Below are 20,992 nucleotides of genomic sequence, written 5' to 3' on the forward strand. Positions count from 1 at the left end.
TGAACCCATCAGCGCGGCGCGCAGGACGCTGGCGTCCGGGCCCACGAGCACCACAAACATTGCCAGGCCGGTCAGCGCCAGTCCTGCCGCGGGCAGCCGGGGCAGGCGGAGGCTGCGTGCAGCGATCAGCAGTGCACCCAGGACCAGGCTGCAGTTGGCTCCGCTGACCGCGGTCAGGTGGGTCATGCCCACCGTTTTCATCGCCGCATTGAGCCCTTCGTCCAGGGCGCTGGTATCTCCGGTGACCATGCCCGGGAGGAGACCGGCCGGATCGGCGGCAAGGAAGGACGCAGCGGAGACATACCGGACGCGGAGGTCCTTCGCGACCAGCTGCCAGCCCGGGGCGTAGGCATCATCGACTCCGGCGCTGCTGCCGGTCCCGGAGCCGGCACGGGGTGGCAGGGAGGCTGACAGGACAGCGGTTTCCTGCTGGCCTGCGTCCGGTGTCTTCAGCTTGCCGGCGGTCCGGACCACCTGGCCGGGCACCAGGTCTCCCCACCCCTTGCCGCCCATGACCACCACCGGGGCACGGGTGCGGATGACCCGGCTGCTGACGGTGACCTGCTCCGTCTGCGCCGTTACCGACCACCGTTCAGGCGGCCCCGAAGTTCCCGGGACCGTCATGGCCCGCGGGGATCCGGTGACTTCCAGGATGGCCACCACAGAGTTGCCGGCGGCTACAGCTTCGGCAAGCGGCCCGTCGTGGCGTTGCGACGAGGAGACGGCCGAATGGGCAGCGGCGGTCGCGGCCAGCAGCAAGGCAACCGCGGTGGTCATAAGAAAGCTCCGCCGGCCTGCCACCAGCGCCCGGCCGCGCGAGGCCCGGATCAACAGGCACGTGGCCACTAGCACCAAGCCGCAACAGAGCCCCACCAGCGCCACAGGGCTAAGCCAGACGCCGGCGACGGCGGCACTCCAGACGAGGAGGGCGGGCAGTGCCAGCCTGACGTCGGTGCGCCGGCGCGGCGCGTCCGTTGGTGCACTCGATGGCTCCTGGCCCCGGAGTTTCGTCCCGACGCGTTCACCCAGCCTGCGGACCTTCAGCCCCGCGGCCTGGACCCCGGCGGGCGTAGTCATGGCGGGCGTATCCACGGGTGCCGGGAGGGCTGCGGGAGCTCCCTGGCCCTGCACGGCTGAGTCAACAAAGCGGCTCCACGGGCTGCGCCTGGCCATCTCAGACGCCTACCAGGGGAAGGAGTGTCTCGAGCATCTTGGGACCCACGCCGTCCACGGCGTCGAGCTCCTCGATCGATGTGAACGGGCCGTGTTCCTTGCGCCAGTCCACGATCCGCTGCGCCAGCACGGGCCCAACCTTCGGCAGGGCGTCCAGTTCTTCGACGCCTGCTGTGTTGAGGTTGACCTTTCCTGCTGACGCGGTCCCACCGCCGTCAGTCTCCTCCCCCGGTCCCCCGGGTGGGCCGGACGAACCGGCGGGGATTTCTTCGCCGGCCTGGGGAACGTAGAGCTTCTGTCCGTCCGTAAGCACGGCAGCAAGGTTGAGGCGGTTCAGGTCGGCGGAGGGTGTGCCGCCGCCTGCCGCGGCGACTGCTTCGTGAACCCGGCTGCCAGCGGGCAACTGAACAATCCCCGGCACAGCGATGGCCCCAGCCACATGGATAATGACCGTGCCGGCCGGTGGACTTTCCGCGGGCAGTTCGGGCGGCCCGGCCCCGTGGGGCTCCTGGCCTTGGGTTCCTTCCCCCGCGCTCAAGCCGCCCTGGGCAGAGATGTCACTCAGTGGCATGACTTCGGGCTGACCGGCAACAACCTGTGACCAGAACCAGGCGCCGCCCAGCACCGCGAGTGCGGCAATGAGCAGGGCGACCCGCAGGCCCACCCGCCATCTCAGCGCCGGTCCCGTCCTGCCTGTACCGGCAGCGGACTCATCAGCAGCCCCCGAAGCGGCGTCATCACCGGATAGGTGAGTACCGCCGGCGTACTCAAAGACCTTTTCGCCGTCGGTCAGCAGAAGCCCCGGGCCGACTCCCAGCGTGGACCGCAGCCGGTCCCGGGCATGCCGGGCCCTCTGGCGTGCTTCTCCAGCGTCCCGGCGTGACATGCTCCCAACGCTAGGGATACAACGCCGCCGGTGTCAGGCCGGGCCTGCCCTATGTGGAAACCGCTATGCGGAAACTGCGGGGAGCTCCGGCTCAAGGGCTGCAGCCACCGCCCGTTTGGAAGATTCAGGAGGCCGGTGACGGGCTGGGCATGGAGCCGCTAGGATTCGCTTAACTTAGACGCCCCTATGAGTCAGAAGGCAGGACCAATGCAGCTTGACGAGGTCATCGACCAGTTTCATCAAGCGGTAAATCAGTTTGCTAAAGGCAATCCGGAACCCGCCAAGGCCATTTTCTCGCACAGCCGAGATGTCTCCCTGGCTAATCCCTGGGGCCCTCCGGTGGTGGGCTGGGAGCGAGTATCAGAGGCCCTCGACTCAGCGGCGGCACGATTCAAAAATGGACGCGTCACGGCTTTTGATGCCCTCACCAGGCACGTCACTACCGATCTCGCCTGCTTCCTGGACATAGAACACTGGCAGGCCAAGGTCGGAGGAGGCGACAAATTATCGCCTTTTGATCTACGGGTAACGAGCATTTATCGCCTGGAAGGCGACACCTGGGCACTCGTGCACCGGCACGCAGACCCGATCACCACACCGCAGGCCCCGGACGCCGTCTTACGAAAATGATGCCCGGGAACCACACGATCCGAACGCACCCCCGGCAGGAAAGAATCCCACCAATCACAGGCCCGGCAGGGCTTATGTGGAAACCGCTATGTGGAAACTGCGGGGGGCTCCGGCTCCGAGTTCCGCACAGTTGGGCCGCTCTCCCCCACGATCACCGCGAGCACGCCAAGTCCCGCGTGGGCTGCCAGGACGGCGGGCAAAGAGCTGATTTGGGCTGGCGGACAGCTTGGCAGGTCCGCGGACAGCCTTGCTGCCAAAGCTTCTGCCTCAACCGGATTCCCGAAGTGGTGGACGGCGAGGCGGGCCTGGCCGCGAGGGCGCGACGCGGCGTCCGCTGCGGCCAGCTCCTCGAGCCGGGCGACAGCTTTTGCAGCCGACCTGACCTTTTCCAGCGGCACGATCTTTCCGTCGTCGACGGCAAGGATAGGTTTGATGGCGAACATGGTCCCCAGCAGCGACGCGGCCGCGCCGATCCGCCCGCCCCGGCGGAGCTGTTCCAGGCTGGGCACGTAGAAATAGACCTTGGTTCGCGCGAACTGCTCCGCCGCCGCGGCGGCTACTGCGGTGGCATCACGCCCTTCGGCGGCTGCTGCCACCGCGGCCTGCACACCCATGCCCAGGGCCATGCCCACTGTGCCGGAGTCGAGGATTACCACGGGGATGGTCACGCGGCTGGCCGCCAGCCGGGCCGCATCCGCGGTCCCGGACAAGCCACCGGAAATGTGGATGGAGACCACGCTTTCGTAGCCCAGGCGTTCGGCCGCCAGGAAGACCTGTTCAAACTGTCCGGGTGACGGGCGGGACGTCTTCACCGACGTTCCACTGGCGAGTGCCAGCGCAATGGTTTCGGTGATGTCGTCTTCGCCCTCACCGTAGATTTCCGCGCCCACCATAACAGGCATCGGGATGACAGCCAGGCGTCCGTCCCCTGCACAGGCATGCACCCAGTCGGCCGGCAGAGCTGAGGCAGAATCGGTCACCACCGCGGTACGGACGACGACTGCGGGCGCCGCCGGGGCTGCCGGCAGTGGCGTGCCCTGGCGCGCCGCGGGTCGGAGGGCAGCCAAACGCTCCCGGAGCCAGAGCCACGCAGCGGCGTCACGGTCGGGCAAGGGTGCCTCCTGGTTTAGGGCCGGCCGCCGGTTGGGCCCGGCGGCCGGTGCCCCGGACTAGACCGGGACGATGTTGACCAGTTTAGGCGCTCGCACGATCACCGTGCGGATGCCGCGGCCGTCGAGCGCGCGCTGGACGTTTTCGCTGGCCAGCGCCAGTTCCCGCAGTTCGTCTTCGCCGATCCCCGGCGAGACTTCGAGGCGGTCACGGACCTTGCCTTGGACCTGGACCACGGCGGTGACGGTCTCCTGGACCAGCAGCGCTTCGTCGTGCAGCGGCCAGCCGGCGTTCGCCACGGACGCCGGGTGACCCAGGACGTTCCACATGTCCTCCGCGGTGTACGGCGCGAAGAGGCTCAGGATGACGGCGACGGCTTCCGCCGCCTCCCGGACGGCAGGATCCGCCCCGCCGGCACCGGCGGCTGCGTCTATGGTTTTGCGTGTTGCGTTGACCAGCTCCATGAGCTTGGCCACCACCACGTTGAACTTGTTGGTGTCCAGCAGCGCGGCGGCGTCCGCGATGGTCCGGTGCGTGACGGAGCGCAAGGCACGGTCGCCGGCGGTCACATCGGCGCCAGGCTCGCTGCTGACGTCCTGCGCCAGGCGCCAGGCACGGGCCAGGAACTTTGCGGAGCCCGAAGGGGAAACGTCCGCCCAGTCGACGTCGTCCTCCGGCGGGGACGCGAAGATCATGGTCAGGCGAACGGCGTCCACGCCGTACTTGTCCAGCTGCTCACTGAGGTCAACGCCGTTGCCCAGCGACTTACTCATGGCTTTGCCCCCGTTGAGGACCTGGCCCTGGTTCAGCAGCGCACTGAAGGGTTCGTCGGCGTCGATCATGCCCAGGTCGTGGATGACCTTGGTAAAGAACCGGGCATACAGCAGGTGCAGGATGGCGTGCTCCACGCCGCCCACGTACTGGCCGACCGGCATCCACTCGTTGATCTTTGCCGGGTCGAATGGCCCCTCGGTGTACTGCGGGGAAACAAACCGCAGGAAGTACCAGGACGAATCCACGAAGGTGTCCATGGTGTCGGTATCGCGCTTTGCCGGCCCGTGGCAGTTGGGGCAGTCAACGTTGACCCAGGCCTCGGCAGCGGCCAGGGGGGACGTACCCTTCGGGGACAGGTCCTCGCCGCGCAGGTCCGCCGGCAGCCTGACAGGCAGCTGCTCGTCGGGAACCGGAACCTCGCCGCAGGCAGGGCAGTGGATGATTGGGATGGGCGTGCCCCAGAAACGCTGGCGGCTCAGCAGCCAGTCCCGCAGGCGGAAGTTCACGAACTTCTCGCCGGTACCCTGCTTTTCCAGAATGTCGATGGCAGCCGGGATGGCCTCGGCCTTCGGCAACCCATCGAGGACGCCTGAGTTGATCAGGGTGCCCTCACCCGAGGTGGCTTTGCCGGAAACGCTGGGATCCTCTTCACCGGTATCCAGCACCGCGCGGACGGGCAGGTCGAACGTCTTGGCGAAGTCGAGGTCGCGCTGGTCGTGGGCGGGGACGGCCATGATGGCGCCGGTGCCGTAGTCGGCCAGGACGTAGTCAGCGGCCCAGACCGGAAGTTTTTCGCCGTTCAGCGGGTTGACGGCGTAGCGGCCGGTAAAGACACCGGTCTTTTCGCGTTCGGTGGACTGGCGTTCGATCTCGGTGAGTGCCTTGACCTGTTCGCGGTAGGCGTCCAAGGCGGCGGCGTGCTCCTCGGTGACGAGTTCGACGGCGATCGGCGCGTCGGCTGCGACAACAAAGAACGTGGCTCCGTACAGCGTGTCCGGGCGGGTGGTGAAGACGGTGACGTCCTTGGCGGGCTTGCCGCCGACGGCCTCGATCACAAAGTTGACGTGGGCACCTTCGGAGCGGCCGATCCAGTTCTTCTGCATCGCCAGAACCCGCTCGGGCCAGTGGCCGCGCAGCTCGTCCATGTCATCGAGCAGCCGGTCAGCGTACTCGGTGATCTTGAAGTACCACTGGTTGAGGGACTTCTTGGTGACGGGGGTGCCGCAGCGTTCGCAGGCACCGTTGACTACCTGTTCATTGGCCAGGACGGTCTGGTCCTTGGGGCACCAGTTGACCGGGGAGTCCTTGCGGTATGCCAGGCCCCGCTCGTAGAAGCGCTTGAACAGCCACTGGGTCCAGCGGTAGTACTCGGGGTCCGAGGTGTGCACCCGCCGGGACCAGTCCGCGGAGATCGCGTAACGCTTGAACGACGCCGCCTGGGTGTCGATGTTGGCGTAGGTCCACTCGCTCGGGTGGGCATTGCGCTTGATGGCGGCGTTTTCCGCCGGCAGGCCGAAGGAGTCCCAGCCGATCGGGTGCAGGACGTCGAAGCCCTTTTGCCGCAGGTACCGGGCCACAACATCGCCCATGGCAAAAGCCTCGGCGTGGCCCATGTGCAGGTCACCCGAGGGGTACGGGAACATGTCCAGCACGTAGCGGCGCTCGCGGGAACCATCATCCACAGGCGTGAAAACCTTAAGGTCTTCCCACACCTGCGGCCACTTGGCCTCCATCGCCGCGAAGCTGTAGGCACCCTCTTCGGGTGTTTCCGCCGCCACTGCTGCTGTTCCGGTCTCTGTCTCCGGCTGAACGCTCACTGCTGCCCTCTTCTGTTCTGTTGTGGCATCGGTGCTGCCACAACGGTCTGATCCCCTCTGCTGCCAGCCCGGAAACATGCCCGGACACACAAAAGCCCCTCTCCATGGAGGGGCAGCCGCACGGCAATCCGGTTGTTTCCGGACACCGGGCGGCTAGCTAAGCAGAAGGATCGCACGCATAGGACTACTTTAGCCTACCCACTGCAGGTGGGCAGGCCCAGACTAGGGGAACGCGCCAGTCCGGGCCTGGCGCAGGGGCGCGTGCGGGGTGGGCGACGGCCCCGAGGATTTCTCCAGTTCCAGACCGGCGAGATCCTCGTGGCCAGTGCCGGCACCGTCGAGTGGACAGTGTCGCCTGGCCCATTAGGTAGCCCCGATCTCTTCGCCAAAGAGAACCCTGTACCAGGGTGGCTCAAGGGGGGTAGATTCCACCCTTGCCAAAGCGGCGCAATCGGTCCACAGTATTGTCAAGTCTGTGGGGAAACTAGACGGTCTCAGGTCGAGGAGCCTGACATGTATTCTTGGCGTCAATGTCCAGCACAACGATGTGATGGGCTGAAAATTCCGTCCATCACCCCTGCGAAGAACTAGCGAGGGACTGACCATGTTTGGCTGGGTTACCCGGTTCAGCATGCAGTTCCGAATCTTGGTTCTCGCCCTCGCGGCGGGCCTCATAACTTTTGGCGTAGTGAACGTTCCACATATGGCCGTGGACACCATGCCGGAGTTCGCCCCCGCACAGGTAGAGATCCAAACTGAGGCCCTAGGGCTCTCCGCGGTTGAAGTTGAGCAGCTTATTACCGCACCGATGGAAGCAGACCTCCTCAACGGGGTGGCCTGGCTGGACGAGATCCGCTCGAAGTCCGTCCCGGGGCTGTCGTCCATCGAACTGGTCTTCGAGCCCGGCACGGACCTTCTGCGGGCCCGCCAGTTGGTCGCGGAACGGATGACGCAGGCACACGCGCTGCCTAACGTCTCTGCGCCCCCACTCATCATGCAGCCTATGTCCTCCACCAGCAGGGTGCTGATGGTCAGGCTGAACTCCAAGGAGCTCTCCGGCATTGACATGTCGGTCCTGGCCCGGTGGAAGATCAAGCCGCGGCTGATCGGCATCCCGGGCGTGGCGAACGTGTCCATCTGGGGCCAGCGCGAACAGCAGCTGCAGGTTGAGGTCACTCCGACGCAACTGCGCGACAAAGGCATCACCCTTGAGCAGCTAATTAAGACCACGGGTAACGCCGTCTGGGTTTCGCCGTTGAGCTTCCTCGAAGCATCAACGCCAGGGACCGGCGGTTTCGTTGAGTCGCCCAGCCAGCGACTTGGCATCCAGCACGTCCTCCCCATCCGCACCCCAGCCGACCTGGCCAAGGTGAGCGTGGAGGATACGGACCCGCCGTTGCTCCTGGGCGACATTGCCCAGGTCAAGGAAGACCACCAGCCGCTGATCGGCGATGCGGTTGTCGGGGCGGACGCCGGCCTGATGCTGGTGGTCGAAAAGTTCCCTGGCACCAGCGCAATCGAGGTCACCCGGAATGTTGAGGCGGCCCTCCAGGACATGGCGCCCGGCCTCACGGGCGTCGAGATCGATACTTCGGTCTTCCGGCCTGCGACCGGTGTTCAGGACTCCGTCAACAGCCTCAGCCTGGCACTCCTGATCAGCCTGCTGATCGCGGTAGCGCTGTTCTGGCTGCTGTTCCGGTCCTGGCGGGTCGCCGTGATCGCGCTCGTGGCCATCGGCGCCACGGTCATGACGGCGGCGGTGGTGCTGTTCGCCCAAAACGCAACGCTTAACATCACTGTCCTGATGGGCGTGCTGCTCGGCACGTCCGTGATCGTAGGCGACATCGTGGAAGACGTTCAGGCCCACCGACGGCAGCGCGCCGCACGCGAGGCGACGGACGCCGAGGCTACCTCGGGGTCGCGCAGCAGCTACATCCTCCGGGGCATCCGCACACCGCTGTTCCACGCATCGCTGATCATGGTGGTTGTCCTCATTCCGACGCTCTTCGTGGCCGGAGTCGGCGGATCGTTCTTTTCGCCGCTTTTCTGGTCGCTGGCGCTGACGCTGGCCGCCGCCCTGATCGTGGGCCTGTCCGTCACGCCGGTGTTGGCGTATTTCCTGCTTCCGTCAAATACGGCCGCCGACACTGAGCTCCCCGCCGTCGGACGTGGGAAGGCGTACTACGACCGCACACTGGGCGGGGTCAACTCCCGGAAACCTTTGGCCATTGTGGCCGTCGTGGTCGTGGGGATCCTTGGCGTCGCTGCCGGTTCGCAGTTGGCGGGTAGCAGGCCGCTCGTTCCCACCATGCCCGACCGGACCCTGTTGGTTCAGTGGGACACCATGGACGGTACGTCCACTGACGAAGTCCGGCGGATCGCTGGCCTGGCCTCCGATGAGCTGAAGGCCCTCCCGGGCGTTTCCGGAGTCGGCGGGCATGTAGGCCGCGCCATCTCCGCGGACCAGGTGGTAGGCAATAGCTCGGCGGAGCTGTGGGTGTCGATCGCACCGGACGCGGACTTCGGCGCGACGGAGCAGGCGGTACGGGACGTGGTGCAGGGTTACCCCGGCATCGCGCACAACGTGCTGAACTACTCGCAACAGACCATCGGCGACATGCGCTCCAGCATGGAACCGGGCTTCGCGGTCCGGGTTTACGGAACGGAAATGCCGGTGCTGCGCGAAAAGGCAGAAGAGGTCCGCCAGGCCCTTCAGAAGATTGACGGTGTGAGGAACCCGGCCGTCTCTGCCACGCCCATGACCCCGATCGTAGAGGTCCAGGTCAATCTCGAAGCTGCCGAAAAGTTCGGCATCAAGCCTGGTGACGCCAGGCGCGCCGCGGCGACGCTCATGCAGGGCATCATCGTCGGCAACCTCTTTGAAGAGCAGAAGGTGTTCGAAGTGGTTGTCCGCGGCGCGGTTGGGGTCCGGGATGACCTGACCAGCATCCGTGAGCTGCTCCTTGACGCTCCTAATGGCGGCCACGTCCAACTGGGCCAGATCGCCGACGTCAGGATGGTTCCCAACGAAGTTGTCATCCAGCACGATGCCACCTCGCGGCGGATCGACGTAGTGGCGGACGTCAGTGGGCGCCCCCTGGCAGACATCCAGCGCGATATCGAGGCGGCAATCCAACAGATCCAGTTCCCGCTCGAGTACCACGCCGAGGTCCCGACGAAATACGGCCAGCTGCAGGCCGCAGACACCCTGGTGCATGGGCTCGGAGTCGCGGCAGCCTTGGCTGTGCTGCTCCTGCTCCAGACCGCAGTGCGAAGCTGGAAGCTGGCCCTGGCCGTCTTCTTGGCGCTTCCCGCCGCGCTGGCCGGAGCGGCGATCGCCGGATGGCTCGGGTCAGCGTCGCTGTCCTGGCTGTCGCTGACGGCGTTTGCGGCTGTCCTGGCCATCGCTGCACGCAACGCGGCTCTGCTGTCCGCCCGTGTCGATGAACTATGGCGCGAATCTCGCCAGCTGTCACACTCCGACGTGGTCATGACGGCGGCCCGGGACCGGATTGCGCCGATCCTGAAATCCGCCCTCATCACGCTCCTGGTGCTGATACCGCCCGCCTTGCTCGGCGGCACGGTAGGCCAGACGTTGATGGTGCCGATGCTGCTGACTATCGCCGGCGGCCTCGTGACCACAACGCTCGTGGGGCTCTTTGTACTCCCGCTGCTCACACTCTGGTTCGGTCCCCGCACCGTGCCGGAAGAGTGGTCAGAGGTCTACGAATCGGAAGAACCAGTCAACCCCGTTACGCCGGAAAAGGTGGAAGTATCATGACCAGCAAAAGGCCCCTGCGGCGCCTCCCAGTGGCGGCCGCTGTCTGCGCAGCACTGCTGTTTTCACTGCCCGCCTGTGCTCAACCCTCAGCCATGGCAGAAACCGCATCTGAAGCGCCTGCCACGGTGGAAAAGAATGCCAGCACCGGCATTGCACGCATCACGCTGAGCCAGCGGGCCATTGAACGGCTGGAACTGCAAACCGACACGGTCAAAGCGGCTCCGGGGGGCGCAGGCCTCCTGTTCCCTTACGCAGCGCTGCTGTACGACCCGCAGGGGAAGACGTGGGTCTACATCAACCCCGCGCCACGGGTGTACGAGCGCCAGGCCGTCACCGTCACCAAAGTGGAAGCAGGCGCCGTCACGGCCAGCGCCGGCCCCACTGTGGGGACCGCAGTGGTAACCGTAGCCGCGGCTGAATTGTTCGGCGCAGAGTTCGTTACGGGCAAATGACATGCGCCGGATAGTCGCGGCAAGCCTAAGGTTCAGATCGATCGTCATTGCGATGGCGGCTGCCCTGATGATCGTGGGCGGCTCCCAGCTCAGCAGTGCCTCGGTGGACGTGTTCCCTGAATTTGCGCCGCCGAAAGTGGAGGTCCAGACAGCCTGCCTGGGACTTACCGCCGCCGAGGTGGAAGAACTGGTTTCGGTTCCCTTGGAAGAGGCTTTCAACGGCATCGACGGCCTCCACCACATGCGGTCCAAGTCTGTACCGCAACTGTCCTCGATCGTGATGGAGTTCGAGAACGGCACGGATCTGCTCACTGCCCGGCAACTCGTGTCCGAGCGGATGGCGGCGGCCATTCCGACGCTGCCCACCTGGGCGGCGCCGCCGATCATGCTGCAGCCCCTGTCCTCGACCAGCCGGGTCATGAAGATCGGGCTGTCCTCCGACACCCGGTCCCTGATCGAGATGTCAATGATTTCCTACTGGAACATCAGGGCCCATCTGCTCCGTGTTCCGGGCGTGGCAAACGTCGCAATCTGGGGCGAACGCCTCCAGATGCTTCAGGTCCAGGCTGACCCGGCCAGGCTGGCCGCAAACAACGTCAGCCTGGATACGGTTATGAGTACCACCGCCAACGCCCTCGACGCCGGCCTGCTCCAGTATTCCTCCGGTGCCATGATCGGCACCGGCGGTTCCCTGGACACACCCAGCCAGTCAATCGGGATCAGGCATGTACAGCCCATCACCACACCTGCGGACCTCGCGAAGGTGGCGCTCGAGGATCGGGAGGGGCAGGCCCCGCTTCGGCTGGGCGACGTGGCAAATGTGGTGGAGGACCACCAGCAGCTGATCGGTGACGCCGTGATTAACGGCGGACCGGGTCTGATGCTGATCGTGGAGAAACTCCCTTGGGGCAACACCCTCGAAGTGACGCGGGGGGTGGAAGAGGCGATGAAGCAGCTCGAACCCGGCCTGACCGGAATCGCTGTGGACACGGCCATCTTCCGGCCGGCAACCTTCATCGAGGAATCCCTCGACAACCTGGGCGTAGCCCTGCTGCTCGGATGCCTGCTGGTCATCCTGGTGTTGAGTGTCTTCCTCTTCCAGTGGCGGACGGCATTGGTCAGCGTCCTGGCCATCCCGTTGTCACTGGTGGCGGCGGCCCTTATGTTGTATTGGACCGGCGGCACGATCAATACCATGGTGCTTGCGGGGTTGGTGATTGCCGTCGGGGTGGTGGTGGACGATGCCATCATCGACGTCGAGAACATCGTCAGACGGCTCCGGCACCACCGGGCCAGTGGCGCCACCGGAAGCACCGCCAGGGTGGTAGTCAACGCCTCGCTTGAGGTCCGCGGACCGATTGTGTACGCCACGCTGATCATCGTCGCCGCCACGGTTCCGATCTTCTTCCTGGACGGGCTGACAGGGGCGTTTTTCCGGCCGCTGGCCACCTCCTACACGCTCGCGGTGATCGCGTCCATGGTCGTGGCGTTGACCGTCACGCCGGCACTGGCGTACATCGTCCTGCGAAATGCCAAGCTGGAGGACCGGGATCCGCCCGTGGTCAGGGTCCTGAAGCGCTGGTACGCCAAGGCGCTGCGGCCTATTGTCCGCCGTCCTGTCCCCGGCTACCTGACACTGGCCGCCGTCGGCGTCGTCGGTATCGTGGCGGCGCCGCTGCTGGGCCAATCGTTGCTCCCGGAATTCAAGGAGCGTGATTTCCTGATGCACTGGCTTACGCAGCCGGGCACGTCAAACGCCGAGGAAGTCCGCGTCAGCGAGCTGGCCTGCAACGAACTCATGACGATCCCCGGCGTGAACAATTGCGGGGCCCACACCGGACAGGCATTCAACGCCGATGAGGTGGTGGGCGTCTACTTCGGCGAAAACTGGATCAGCATCGACCCCGGGGTGGACTATGACCAAACCCTGGCAGCAGTCTCGGCGGTAGTGGACGGGTACCCCGGAATCACGCGGGACGTGCAGACATACCTCAAGGAACGCATTCGCGAGGTACTCACCGGAACCGGTTACGCCGTCGTCGTCCGTGTGTACGGGGACGACCTGGTGACACTGCGCCAGGAGGCAGAAAAGATCAAGACGATTCTGGGCGGCATTGAGGGAGCCGTCGGGGCGAAGGTTGCCCTCCAGGCCAGCATTCCGCAGATCGATGTGGAAGTGAACCTGGACGCGGCGTCCCGCTACGGGCTGAAGCCGGGCGATGTGCGGCGTGCCGCGGCGACCTTCGTTGCCGGCGAAGAGGTCGGCGACATCTACCGGGACGGGAAGGCCTACGACGTCCAGGTGTGGAGCCCGCCGGAGGCCCGGACGAGTGTCACGAGCATTGAGAACCTTCCCATCGATACGCCGAGCGGGCAAAAGATCCGGATGGCTGATGTCGCAAAGATTTCGGTCCAGCCCACGCCCAATGTCATTGAGCGTTCGGAGGGATCGAGGCGCATCGACGTCAGTGCCAACGTCAAGGAAGGTGATCTGGCGAAGGTCGTGGAGAAGCTCAATTCCGAAATGGAATCCGTTCAGTTCCCGGTGGGCTACAGCACGGCCGTCCTCGGCGAGTACGCCGAACGCCAGGCCGCATCCCAACGGTTGCTGCTCTACTCCATTGGCGCGGTCATCGTCGTCTTCCTTCTCCTGCAGGCTGCTTTCAAGAGTTGGCGGCTGGCCACCCTGGCCATCCTGACGTTGCCGGTGGCGCTCGTGGGCGGGGTGATCGCCGCCCACCTCAGCGGCGGAATCCTGTCCCTCGGTTCGCTGGTTGGCTTCCTGACGCTCATGGGGCTCGCGGCACGCAATGGCATCCTGCTCATCAACCACTGCCAGCACCTGGAGCAGTTCGAGGGCATGGCCTTCGGACCCGCGCTGGTGCTCCGGGGGGCTGCAGAGCGGTTGTCGCCGATCCTTATGACCACGCTGGCCACTGCCCTGGCCTTGGTTCCGCTCGTGGTAATGGGGAACATCCCGGGCCACGAGATCGAACATCCCATGGCCGTGGTGATCCTAGGCGGGCTGGTCACGTCAACGCTGGTCAACCTGTTCATCGTCCCGTCGCTGTACCTGCGTTTCGCCAAAGGTGGCCGCGGCCGCCGGCACGGGGCACACGAGCTGGAACCCGCGCCTGCGGTCTAGCAGATCCCCACGAGTATGAAAGGCACGTGAGATGGCTTTTCGAGCCCATCGTTTTACGGCATACGGGTTCGCATTGCTGCTGGCCTTCGGATCGCTGACGGTGGTGTCGGCACCCACAGCGGGTGCCGCGCCGCCGGCCCCGGAACTCTGCGGGCCCGGGTCCGCGATCAACTTTGACCGTTCGGATTTCCAGGCAACGCCGCGGATCGATAACAAGTGGTTCCCGCTCAAGCCCGGCATGCAGTTCACGACAACGGGCACGGTGACCTCGGCTGACGGGGTCCACGCGCGCACCGTCGTTCACACTGTCACCGGGCTGACCAAGGTAATTGACGGCGTCAAGACCCGTGTCCTGTGGGACCGCGACTACTCGGACGGCGAACTGGTGGAATCCGAGCTGGCCTTCTTTGCGCAGACTGGAAAGGGAACGGTCTGGCTCTTCGGCGAATATCCGGAGGAATACGAAAACGGCGAGTTCGTTGGTGCGCCCAGCACTTTCATCAGCGGGCTTGCCAAGGCCCAGGCAGGGATTGCCATGCAGGCCAGGCCCCGGACCGGCACGCCGGACTATGTCCAGGCCTATGCACCCAAGGTTGACTTCCTTGACTGCGGGACAGTGTTCCAGAAAAACCAGCACGTCTGCGTCCCGACTGGCTGCTACGACGATGTACTGGTGATCGATGAATACAACCCGCTGGAACCGCCTGAGGCAGGCCATCAGCGGAAGTTCTACTCAGCCGGAACAGGGCTGGTGAAAGTCACCGCCGTCGGCGGTCCCGACCAGGAATTCATGGACCTGGTGAAAGTGAAGAAGCTGGGCGCCGCGCAGTTCGCGGCCGTCAACACCCAAGCGCTGGAACTGGATGAGCGGGCATACTCGGTCAGCAGAAGCGTCTACGCCAAGACGCCGCGGGCCCAACTCGACGGACGCTGACCCGCACAAGACCAGGGAGGGTGGCACTCCTCGGCCACCCTCCCTGTTCGTTGCTGTCCGGAGACCGGTTCGGAGTGCTTAGCGCACGTCCTCGTCGACCCAATCCATGGACTTCGTCACGGCCTTCCTCCACAGGCGCAGCTGCCGGTCCTGCTCGGCCTGGTCCAGTTTCGGTTCCCACCTCTTGTCCTCGGACCAGTTGGACGAGAGTTCGCCGAGGTCCTTCCAGAAGCCGACGGCGAGGCCGGCTGCGTAAGCGGCGCCCAGTGCGGTGGTTTCCACTACCTTCGGCCGGATCACCGGAACGCCCAGGATGTCCGCCTGGAACTGCATCAGCGCGTCGTTAGCCACCATGCCGCCGTCGACCTTCAGTTCAGTGAGCGGAACGCCGGAATCCGCGTTGACCGCGTCCAGCACCTCGCGGGTCTGGAAGGCTGTGGCCTCCAGCGCCGCCCGGGCGATGTGGTTCTTGTTGACGAACCGGGTCAGGCCCACGATGGCGCCGCGGGCATCCGAACGCCAGTACGGGGCGAAGAGCCCCGAGAAGGCCGGAACAATATAGACGCCGCCGTTGTCCTCAACGGCCGCCGCCAGCGTTTCCACCTCCGGCGCGCTGCTGATCATGCCCAAATTGTCCCGGAGCCACTGAATCAGGGAACCGGTGACCGCGATGGAGCCTTCCAGCGCGTAGTGCGTTGGGGCATCGCCGAGCTTGTACCCGACCGTGGTGAGCAGGCCGTTCTTCGAGTGAACAATCTCCTCGCCGGTGTTGAAGATCAGGAAGCAGCCGGTGCCGTACGTGTTCTTGGCTTCACCGGCCTCGAACGCCGCCTGCCCGAACGTGGCGGCCTGCTGATCACCCAGGATGCCTGACACGGGAACTTCGCGCAGCAGCTGCGAGGTGTGCACGGTGCCGTAGACCTCGGAGGAGGACTTGATGGCCGGCATCATGCTCAGCGGCACGCCGAAGATGCCCAGGATCTCCTCGTCCCAGGTCAGCGTCTCCAGGTCCATGAACAACGTGCGGGAGGCGTTGGTGACGTCCGTGACGTGCACGCCGCCGTCCACCCCGCCCGTCAGGTTCCAGAGGACCCAGGCGTCGGTGTTGCCGAAGACGAGGTCGCCGGCTTCCGCTTTGGCCCGGGCGCCGTCGACGTTGTCCAGGATCCACTTGATCTTTGTCCCTGAGAAATACGTGGCCAGCGGCAGGCCCACCTTCTGCTTGAACCGCTCCGGGCCGCCATCCTTGGACAGCTCATCCACGATGTCCTGGGTCCGTGTGTCCTGCCAGACAATCGCGTTATAGACGGCCTCGCCGGTGGTCTTGTCCCAGACAACCGCTGTCTCACGCTGATTGGTAATTCCGACGGCGGCGATATCGTGCCGGGTCAGGTTCGCCTTGGAGAGGGCGGACGCGATCACCTCGCGGGTGTTGTTCCAGATCTCGGCAGGGTTGTGCTCCACCCAGCCCGCCTGCGGGAAGATCTGCTCGTGCTCCATCTGGCCCGAGGACACGATAGCGCCGCTGTGGTCAAAGATGATGGCGCGGGAGCTGGTGGTGCCCTGGTCAATGGCGATGACGTATTGGTTCATGGTGACGTCCTTGTCTGTATTTTTGTATGAGTTTGAAATGGTTACTAGCCGGCGATGGCAGGCATGATCGCGGGAACCCAGAACGCCACCAGGCCGGCAAGGCTACCGCCGACCAACGGCCCTACGACGGGGATCCACGAGTAGGCCCAGTCACTGGAACCCTTGCCCTTGATGGGCAGGATTGCGTGGGCGATGCGGGGCCCGAGGTCACGGGCCGGATTAATGGCATAACCCGTGGGTCCACCCAGGGATACACCGATGCCCACCACGAGCAGGGCCACCGCCAGCGGCCCAAGGCCCGAGGGCGTCCCTCCGAACGTCAGGATGACGAATACCAGGACAAACGTGCCGATGATCTCCGTGAGCAGGTTCCAGGGCGTGGAGCGAATGGCCGGACCGGTGGAAAACGTCGCCAGCTTGTTGGCTTCCACGGGTTCGGCATCGAAGTGCTGCTTGTATGCGACCCAGCAAAGGACAGCACCCAGGAAAGCGCCGAGCAGTTCACCGCCAAAGTAGGTGAAAGTTGAGGCCACATCTACCGGGACGCCGGGGGCATACTCCTTGCTCTGCTTGGCGAGTAGGCCCAGCGTGACGGCGGGATTGAGGTGGGCGCCGGATTTGGCGGCAACAAAAACACCCGCGAATACGGCGATCCCCCACCCCCAGGTCACCATCAGGAACCCGCCGCTGTTGCCCTTTGTGCCCTTCAGGGCAACGTTGGCCACGACGCCGCAACCCAGCAGGGTGAGCATCGCCGTTCCGAAGACTTCGGAAAGAAAAACAATTCCAAGAGACATCATTGACTCCTCTATTTTCTATTGTGCGGTCCTTCGCGGGTTGAAGGAACCGTTGAACCGGAGCGCGATAACGCCCCGGCTGCAGCCTGGCCTGCCTAGGCCACCAGGCTGTGGATCTGTACGCCGTGGAAGCGCTCCAGCACCTCCCGTGCACGTTGGATCTCGTCAGCCTTGGCTGCCGCGTCCCAGCCGAGCGGTGCGGAAAGGACATCGGCCACCTCGACGAGGAGTTCACCGGTCACCAGCCCCCTGAAGGCAAGCGACGTGCGCCGGACCAGAACATCGATGAGGTGCCCGATCTGCTCATTCCGGGCCATGAACTCCAGCTCACGGACGCTGAGTTCACGGGTGGAACGGAGCAACCTGTCCGGGCCGGCATCAAGGTACCGGATCACGTCGCCAGCCCTCGTGCCGTAGCGGGTCAGCAGGACGGCGGAGCGGTCCGCATCCCGGCCGGCACCCATATGAGCCTTGATCCATTTCTGGATTCCGGCGTCATCCTCGGGGAAGCCGGCGCCGCCTCCGATGGCGAGTTTCGCCGTCGAGACCTTCCGTTCCATCCCCAGCTCGGCGAGCACATCATTTGCCATGTGCTCGGCCAGGGCCCGGAAAGTGGTCCACTTGCCGCCCACCAGGCTGAGTACGACGGCGGTTCCTGCGCCGGGTGCCCCGGCAGCCGGCGTGCGCCGTTCAATCCGGTAGTCACGGGACACAAAGCCCGGCTGCGTGGCGTCGTGGCGTGGCAGCGGGCGGACACCCGAGAACGTGTAGACGATCTGGTCACGCTGCACGGTGATGTCCGGGAAGACGTGTCCGATCAGGTCAAAGAAGTACTCGATCTCCTCCTCCGTGCACACAGCGTCCTTCGACATGTCGGCAAGGACATCAGTGGTTCCCACCAGGACCCGGTCGCCCATGGGATAGATGAGGACGATCCGGCCGTCTGTGTGCTCAAAGAAGATCTCCCGGCCTTTGCAGGCCTCCAGCAGGCCCGGGTGGTCCAGAACTATGTGCGATCCCTTCGTGCCGCCCATAAAGGCCGACGCCGCCCCCATGGCTTCGTTGGTCAGGTCCACCCAGGCGCCGGTGGTGTTCACAATGACGTCCGCGGTGAAATCAAACAGCTCGCCAGTCAGTTCGTCGCGGAGCTGGACCGTGGTGCCTGACTCTGTTGTGCCGGACTGCGTGGCAGCCCCGCCGAGCGAATGGAGTGCAAGGTAGTTGCTCGCCCGTGCTGTTGAGCTTTCCGGTCCGCCGCTGGCTTGCCCGGCTTTCTCGCCGTCCTGGAGCACATCGAGCGTAAGGCGCTCGGGGTTGTGGACCGACGCGTCGAAGTAGGTGGCTGCGTATTTGATGCCCGGGTGCAGCTGCGGCAGCTCGGCGAGGGCACGCTTTCGTCCGCGGAACTGGTGGCGCGGCACGGAGCCGCCGTCCCGGGAGAACGAGTCGTACATGCTCAGCCCCAGTTTGATCAGGAAGGCGCCGCGCTCCTTGGGCTTGCCCTGCTGTTTGTGCGTGAGGAACCGCAACGGTGCGGACAGGACGCCGGAAAAGGTGCTGAAGATCGGGATGGTGGTCTGGAGGGGCTTCACGTAGTGCGGTGCGATCCGCAGGAGGCGGTTGCGTTCCACCACGGATTCGCGGACGAGACGGAATTCCCCGTTTTCCAGGTAACGGATGCCGCCATGAATCATATGGGAGGACGCACCGCTGGCACCCTGGCAGTAATCGCCACGCTCCACCAGGGCCACGTCCACTCCCTGCAGGGCGAGGTCCCGGAAGGTTCCCACGCCGTTGATGCCACCGCCGATGACCAATACCTTGGCGTGCGGACGGTTTCGCAGACCCTGCACCGATGCGCGCGGCTCGGTGCTGTGGGCGGGCGTGGCTCCGCTGTGGCGGAATGAATCTTTGAGTCCCAACACTGCTCCTTGGGTTATTGGCGTGCCGGCATCCGCCGGACGCACCGTCGTTCTTCAACTATTGTTTGGACTAATGGAAAATGGAGTCAAGCACTATGCACAAACGTGCAGAATGGAATCAGAATGACACCTTCCCGGCACTCAGATGCGCTGCGGGCTGCACAGATGTATTACCTCCAGGACCTGACGATGGACGCGATCGCCCGGGAATTGCGGACATCCCGGTCCACTGTTTCGAGGCTTCTGTCGGCGGCCAGGGACACCGGACTGGTCCAGATCCAGATCCGCAACCCGCTTGATACGGGCCCCGAACTCGAAAGCATGATCCGGCGCGAGTACAACGTGGACGTGCACGTTGTTCCGGTGCTGGAGTCGTTGAACGAGGCCGAAACCCTGGACCGCGTGGCCATTCAGGCAGCCCGCACCATCGGCCCATTGGTGGACTCCAATGCGATTATCGGCGTCGCGTGGGGTTCAACGATCAGTGCGGTCAGCAGGCACCTCACGCGCAAGATCACGCACGATACCGTTGTGGTCCAGCTGAACGGCGCCGGCAACATGCACACCACCGGTATCACCTACGCGAGTGACATCATGCGCCGCTTCGGAAGTGCCTACGGCGCACGCGTGGAGCAGTTCCCTGTTCCCGCGTTTTTTGACCATGCGGCCACCAAAACCGCCATGTGGAATGAGCGCAGTGTGCAGCGCATCCTGGACCTGCAGGCCCGGATGAGCATCGCGATCTTCGGCGTTGGATCCGTGCACGCCGACTACCCGAGCCACGTCTACGCGGGTGGATACCTGGACGAGAACGATCTCAAGATGCTGGCCCATTCAGATGTGGTGGGTGACGTTGCCACGGTCTTTTTCCGGCGTGACGGATCCTCTGACGGCATCGTCCTGAACGAACGCTCCACGGGTCCGGCGCTCGCCCAGCTGCGCCAGGTCCGGCGGCGGATCTGCGTGATTTCCGGGGCATCCAAGATCAACGGCCTGCGGGGCGCCCTCTCCGCTGGCCTTGCCACCGACCTGATCGTGGATGAAGCCACCGCGCGCCGCCTGGTGGGCTTTGGCGGTGTCGCCTGGCCCAATGGGTAAAGTCAATGCTATGAAAACCTCACCCCGGCTCAGCCTCAACAACGGTGTGCTGATCGACCAGTTGGGATTCGGGCTGTACAAAGTTCCGGCAGCGGAAGCATCCGGACTGGTGGCCACGGCCCTCGGCACCGGATACCGCCACTTCGACACGGCAGCGATGTACGGCAACGAAACCGGCGTGGCGCGGGGGCTCGGCCCCGCCATGGATGCCGAAGGCAGAAGCGGCGGCTCCGGTGAGTCCTCGCCCGGCCTGCGGCGCGAGGACGTATTTATCACCACGAAGGTCTGGAACGACGACCAGGGGTACGACTCAACCCTCCGTGCCTTCGATGCCTCCATGGTCAACCTCGGCCTTGAGTACGTGGACATGTACCTGATCCACTGGCCCTGCGCCAAGCGGGATCTGTTCACCGACACATACCGCGCCCTCGAAACGTTGTACCGCGAAGGCAAAGTCCGCGCCATCGGTGTCTGCAACTTCCAGCCCGCGCACCTGGACCGGCTGCTCGAGAGCGCCGAAGTGGTGCCCGCCGTGAACCAGATTGAACTGCACCCGTGGCTCCAGCAGGCGGAGCTGAGGGACAAGCACCACGCCCTGGGCATCCGGACGGAAGCCTGGAGTCCCCTGGCGCGCGGACACGTTCTGCTGGATCCCGTGGTCCTGGCCCTGGCCGCCGAACACGGCAGGACAGCAGCCCAGATCATTCTTCGGTGGCACATCCAGCTGGGGAACATCGCCATTCCGAAGGCAAGCTCCGAATCCCGGATCCGGGAAAACCTGGACGTCTTCGGCTTTGAACTTTCAGACCGCGACATGGCAGCCCTTGCCGAGCTTGACCGCGGTCAGCGCACCGGGTCCCACCCCGACAACGTCAACTAG

At 64.8% G+C, this 20,992-nt stretch carries 14 protein-coding genes; 7 read left to right on the plus strand and 7 right to left on the minus strand.

Annotation, left to right across the window (positions count from 1 at the left end):
• Both ACX80V_RS15930 and ACX80V_RS15935 read right to left on the minus strand, forming a co-directional pair.
• Nucleotides 1–1,173 (minus strand): ComEC/Rec2 family competence protein (locus ACX80V_RS15930; protein WP_485843969.1); only part of this gene is annotated, 1,173 nt, incomplete at its 3' end.
• 1 nt (nt 1,174) lies between these two features.
• Nucleotides 1,175–2,059, minus strand: a complete 885-nt coding sequence (locus ACX80V_RS15935) for a ComEA family DNA-binding protein (RefSeq protein ID WP_485843970.1) — start codon at nt 2,057–2,059, stop codon at nt 1,175–1,177.
• A gap of 207 nt (nt 2,060–2,266) precedes the next feature.
• Between ACX80V_RS15935 and ACX80V_RS15940 the strand changes: the two genes are divergently transcribed.
• Nucleotides 2,267–2,689 carry a YybH family protein gene (locus ACX80V_RS15940; RefSeq protein ID WP_485843971.1) on the plus strand — a complete coding sequence of 141 codons (423 nt, stop codon included), beginning with the start codon at nt 2,267–2,269 and terminating at the stop codon, nt 2,687–2,689.
• Between the two features lie 86 nt (nt 2,690–2,775).
• Here ACX80V_RS15940 and ACX80V_RS15945 read toward each other — a convergent pair whose 3' ends face one another.
• Together ACX80V_RS15945 and leuS are read right to left on the minus strand one after the other, a co-directional pair.
• Entirely contained in the window at nt 2,776–3,801 is a 1,026-nt protein-coding gene (locus ACX80V_RS15945; RefSeq protein ID WP_485843972.1) for a DegV family protein, read from the minus strand.
• 57 nt (nt 3,802–3,858) lie between these two features.
• Complete coding sequence (gene leuS, locus ACX80V_RS15950; RefSeq protein WP_485843973.1) at nt 3,859–6,390, minus strand: leucine--tRNA ligase; 2,532 nt, start codon at nt 6,388–6,390, stop codon at nt 3,859–3,861.
• A gap of 631 nt (nt 6,391–7,021) precedes the next feature.
• Here leuS and ACX80V_RS15955 point away from each other — a divergent pair.
• The 4 genes from ACX80V_RS15955 (at nt 7,022) to ACX80V_RS15970 (ending at nt 14,702) form a co-directional block, all read left to right on the plus strand.
• Nucleotides 7,022–10,171: an efflux RND transporter permease subunit gene (locus tag ACX80V_RS15955; protein ID WP_485843974.1), complete on the plus strand. Its 3,150-nt coding sequence runs from the start codon at nt 7,022–7,024 to the stop codon at nt 10,169–10,171.
• Between the two features lie 92 nt (nt 10,172–10,263).
• Nucleotides 10,264–10,623 carry a hypothetical protein gene (locus tag ACX80V_RS15960; RefSeq protein ID WP_485843975.1) on the plus strand — a complete coding sequence of 120 codons (360 nt, stop codon included), beginning with the start codon at nt 10,264–10,266 and terminating at the stop codon, nt 10,621–10,623.
• 1 nt (nt 10,624) lies between these two features.
• Nucleotides 10,625–13,768: an efflux RND transporter permease subunit gene (locus tag ACX80V_RS15965; RefSeq protein WP_485843976.1), complete on the plus strand. Its 3,144-nt coding sequence runs from the start codon at nt 10,625–10,627 to the stop codon at nt 13,766–13,768.
• A 31-nt stretch (nt 13,769–13,799) separates the two neighbouring features.
• Nucleotides 13,800–14,702: a hypothetical protein gene (locus ACX80V_RS15970; RefSeq protein WP_485843977.1), complete on the plus strand. Its 903-nt coding sequence runs from the start codon at nt 13,800–13,802 to the stop codon at nt 14,700–14,702.
• Nucleotides 14,703–14,780: 78 nt separating this feature from the next.
• Here the strand turns inward: ACX80V_RS15970 and glpK are convergent, their stop codons facing one another.
• The 3 genes from glpK to ACX80V_RS15985 form a co-directional block, all read right to left on the minus strand.
• Nucleotides 14,781–16,295 (minus strand): glycerol kinase GlpK, encoded by a 1,515-nt coding sequence (gene glpK, locus ACX80V_RS15975; protein WP_485843978.1) that lies wholly within the window; start codon nt 16,293–16,295, stop codon nt 14,781–14,783.
• A 44-nt stretch (nt 16,296–16,339) separates the two neighbouring features.
• Entirely contained in the window at nt 16,340–17,092 is a 753-nt protein-coding gene (locus ACX80V_RS15980) for an MIP/aquaporin family protein (protein WP_248764147.1), read from the minus strand.
• Between the two features lie 95 nt (nt 17,093–17,187).
• A complete protein-coding gene (locus ACX80V_RS15985) occupies nt 17,188–19,014 on the minus strand; it encodes a glycerol-3-phosphate dehydrogenase/oxidase (protein WP_485843979.1) in 1,827 nt (608 codons plus the stop codon).
• Nucleotides 19,015–19,137: 123 nt separating this feature from the next.
• On the opposite strand from ACX80V_RS15985, the gene ACX80V_RS15990 reads away from it, so the two are divergent.
• Nucleotides 19,138–20,112, plus strand: coding sequence for a sugar-binding transcriptional regulator (locus ACX80V_RS15990; RefSeq protein WP_485843980.1), 975 nt, complete (start codon nt 19,138–19,140; stop codon nt 20,110–20,112).
• Nucleotides 20,113–20,122: 10 nt separating this feature from the next.
• Complete coding sequence (locus tag ACX80V_RS15995; protein ID WP_485843981.1) at nt 20,123–20,992, plus strand: aldo/keto reductase; 870 nt, start codon at nt 20,123–20,125, stop codon at nt 20,990–20,992.

This window comes from Pseudarthrobacter arbutini (genome assembly GCF_054510915.1).

What these genes read in the sequence shown, in the direction of transcription:
- ACX80V_RS15935 (WP_485843970.1), bottom strand. Translation starts at nt 2,059, where the DNA reads ATGTCACGCCGGGACGCTGGAGAAGCACGCCAGAGGGCCCGGCATGCC.
- ACX80V_RS15940 (WP_485843971.1), top strand. Translation starts at nt 2,267, where the DNA reads ATGCAGCTTGACGAGGTCATCGACCAGTTTCATCAAGCGGTAAATCAG.
- ACX80V_RS15955 (WP_485843974.1), top strand. Translation starts at nt 7,022, where the DNA reads ATGCAGTTCCGAATCTTGGTTCTCGCCCTCGCGGCGGGCCTCATAACT.
- ACX80V_RS15960 (WP_485843975.1), top strand. Translation starts at nt 10,264, where the DNA reads ATGGCAGAAACCGCATCTGAAGCGCCTGCCACGGTGGAAAAGAATGCC.
- ACX80V_RS15965 (WP_485843976.1), top strand. Translation starts at nt 10,625, where the DNA reads ATGCGCCGGATAGTCGCGGCAAGCCTAAGGTTCAGATCGATCGTCATT.
- ACX80V_RS15970 (WP_485843977.1), top strand. Translation starts at nt 13,800, where the DNA reads ATGGCTTTTCGAGCCCATCGTTTTACGGCATACGGGTTCGCATTGCTG.
- glpK (WP_485843978.1), bottom strand. Translation starts at nt 16,295, where the DNA reads ATGAACCAATACGTCATCGCCATTGACCAGGGCACCACCAGCTCCCGC.
- ACX80V_RS15980 (WP_248764147.1), bottom strand. Translation starts at nt 17,092, where the DNA reads ATGTCTCTTGGAATTGTTTTTCTTTCCGAAGTCTTCGGAACGGCGATG.
- ACX80V_RS15990 (WP_485843980.1), top strand. Translation starts at nt 19,138, where the DNA reads ATGACACCTTCCCGGCACTCAGATGCGCTGCGGGCTGCACAGATGTAT.
- ACX80V_RS15995 (WP_485843981.1), top strand. Translation starts at nt 20,123, where the DNA reads ATGAAAACCTCACCCCGGCTCAGCCTCAACAACGGTGTGCTGATCGAC.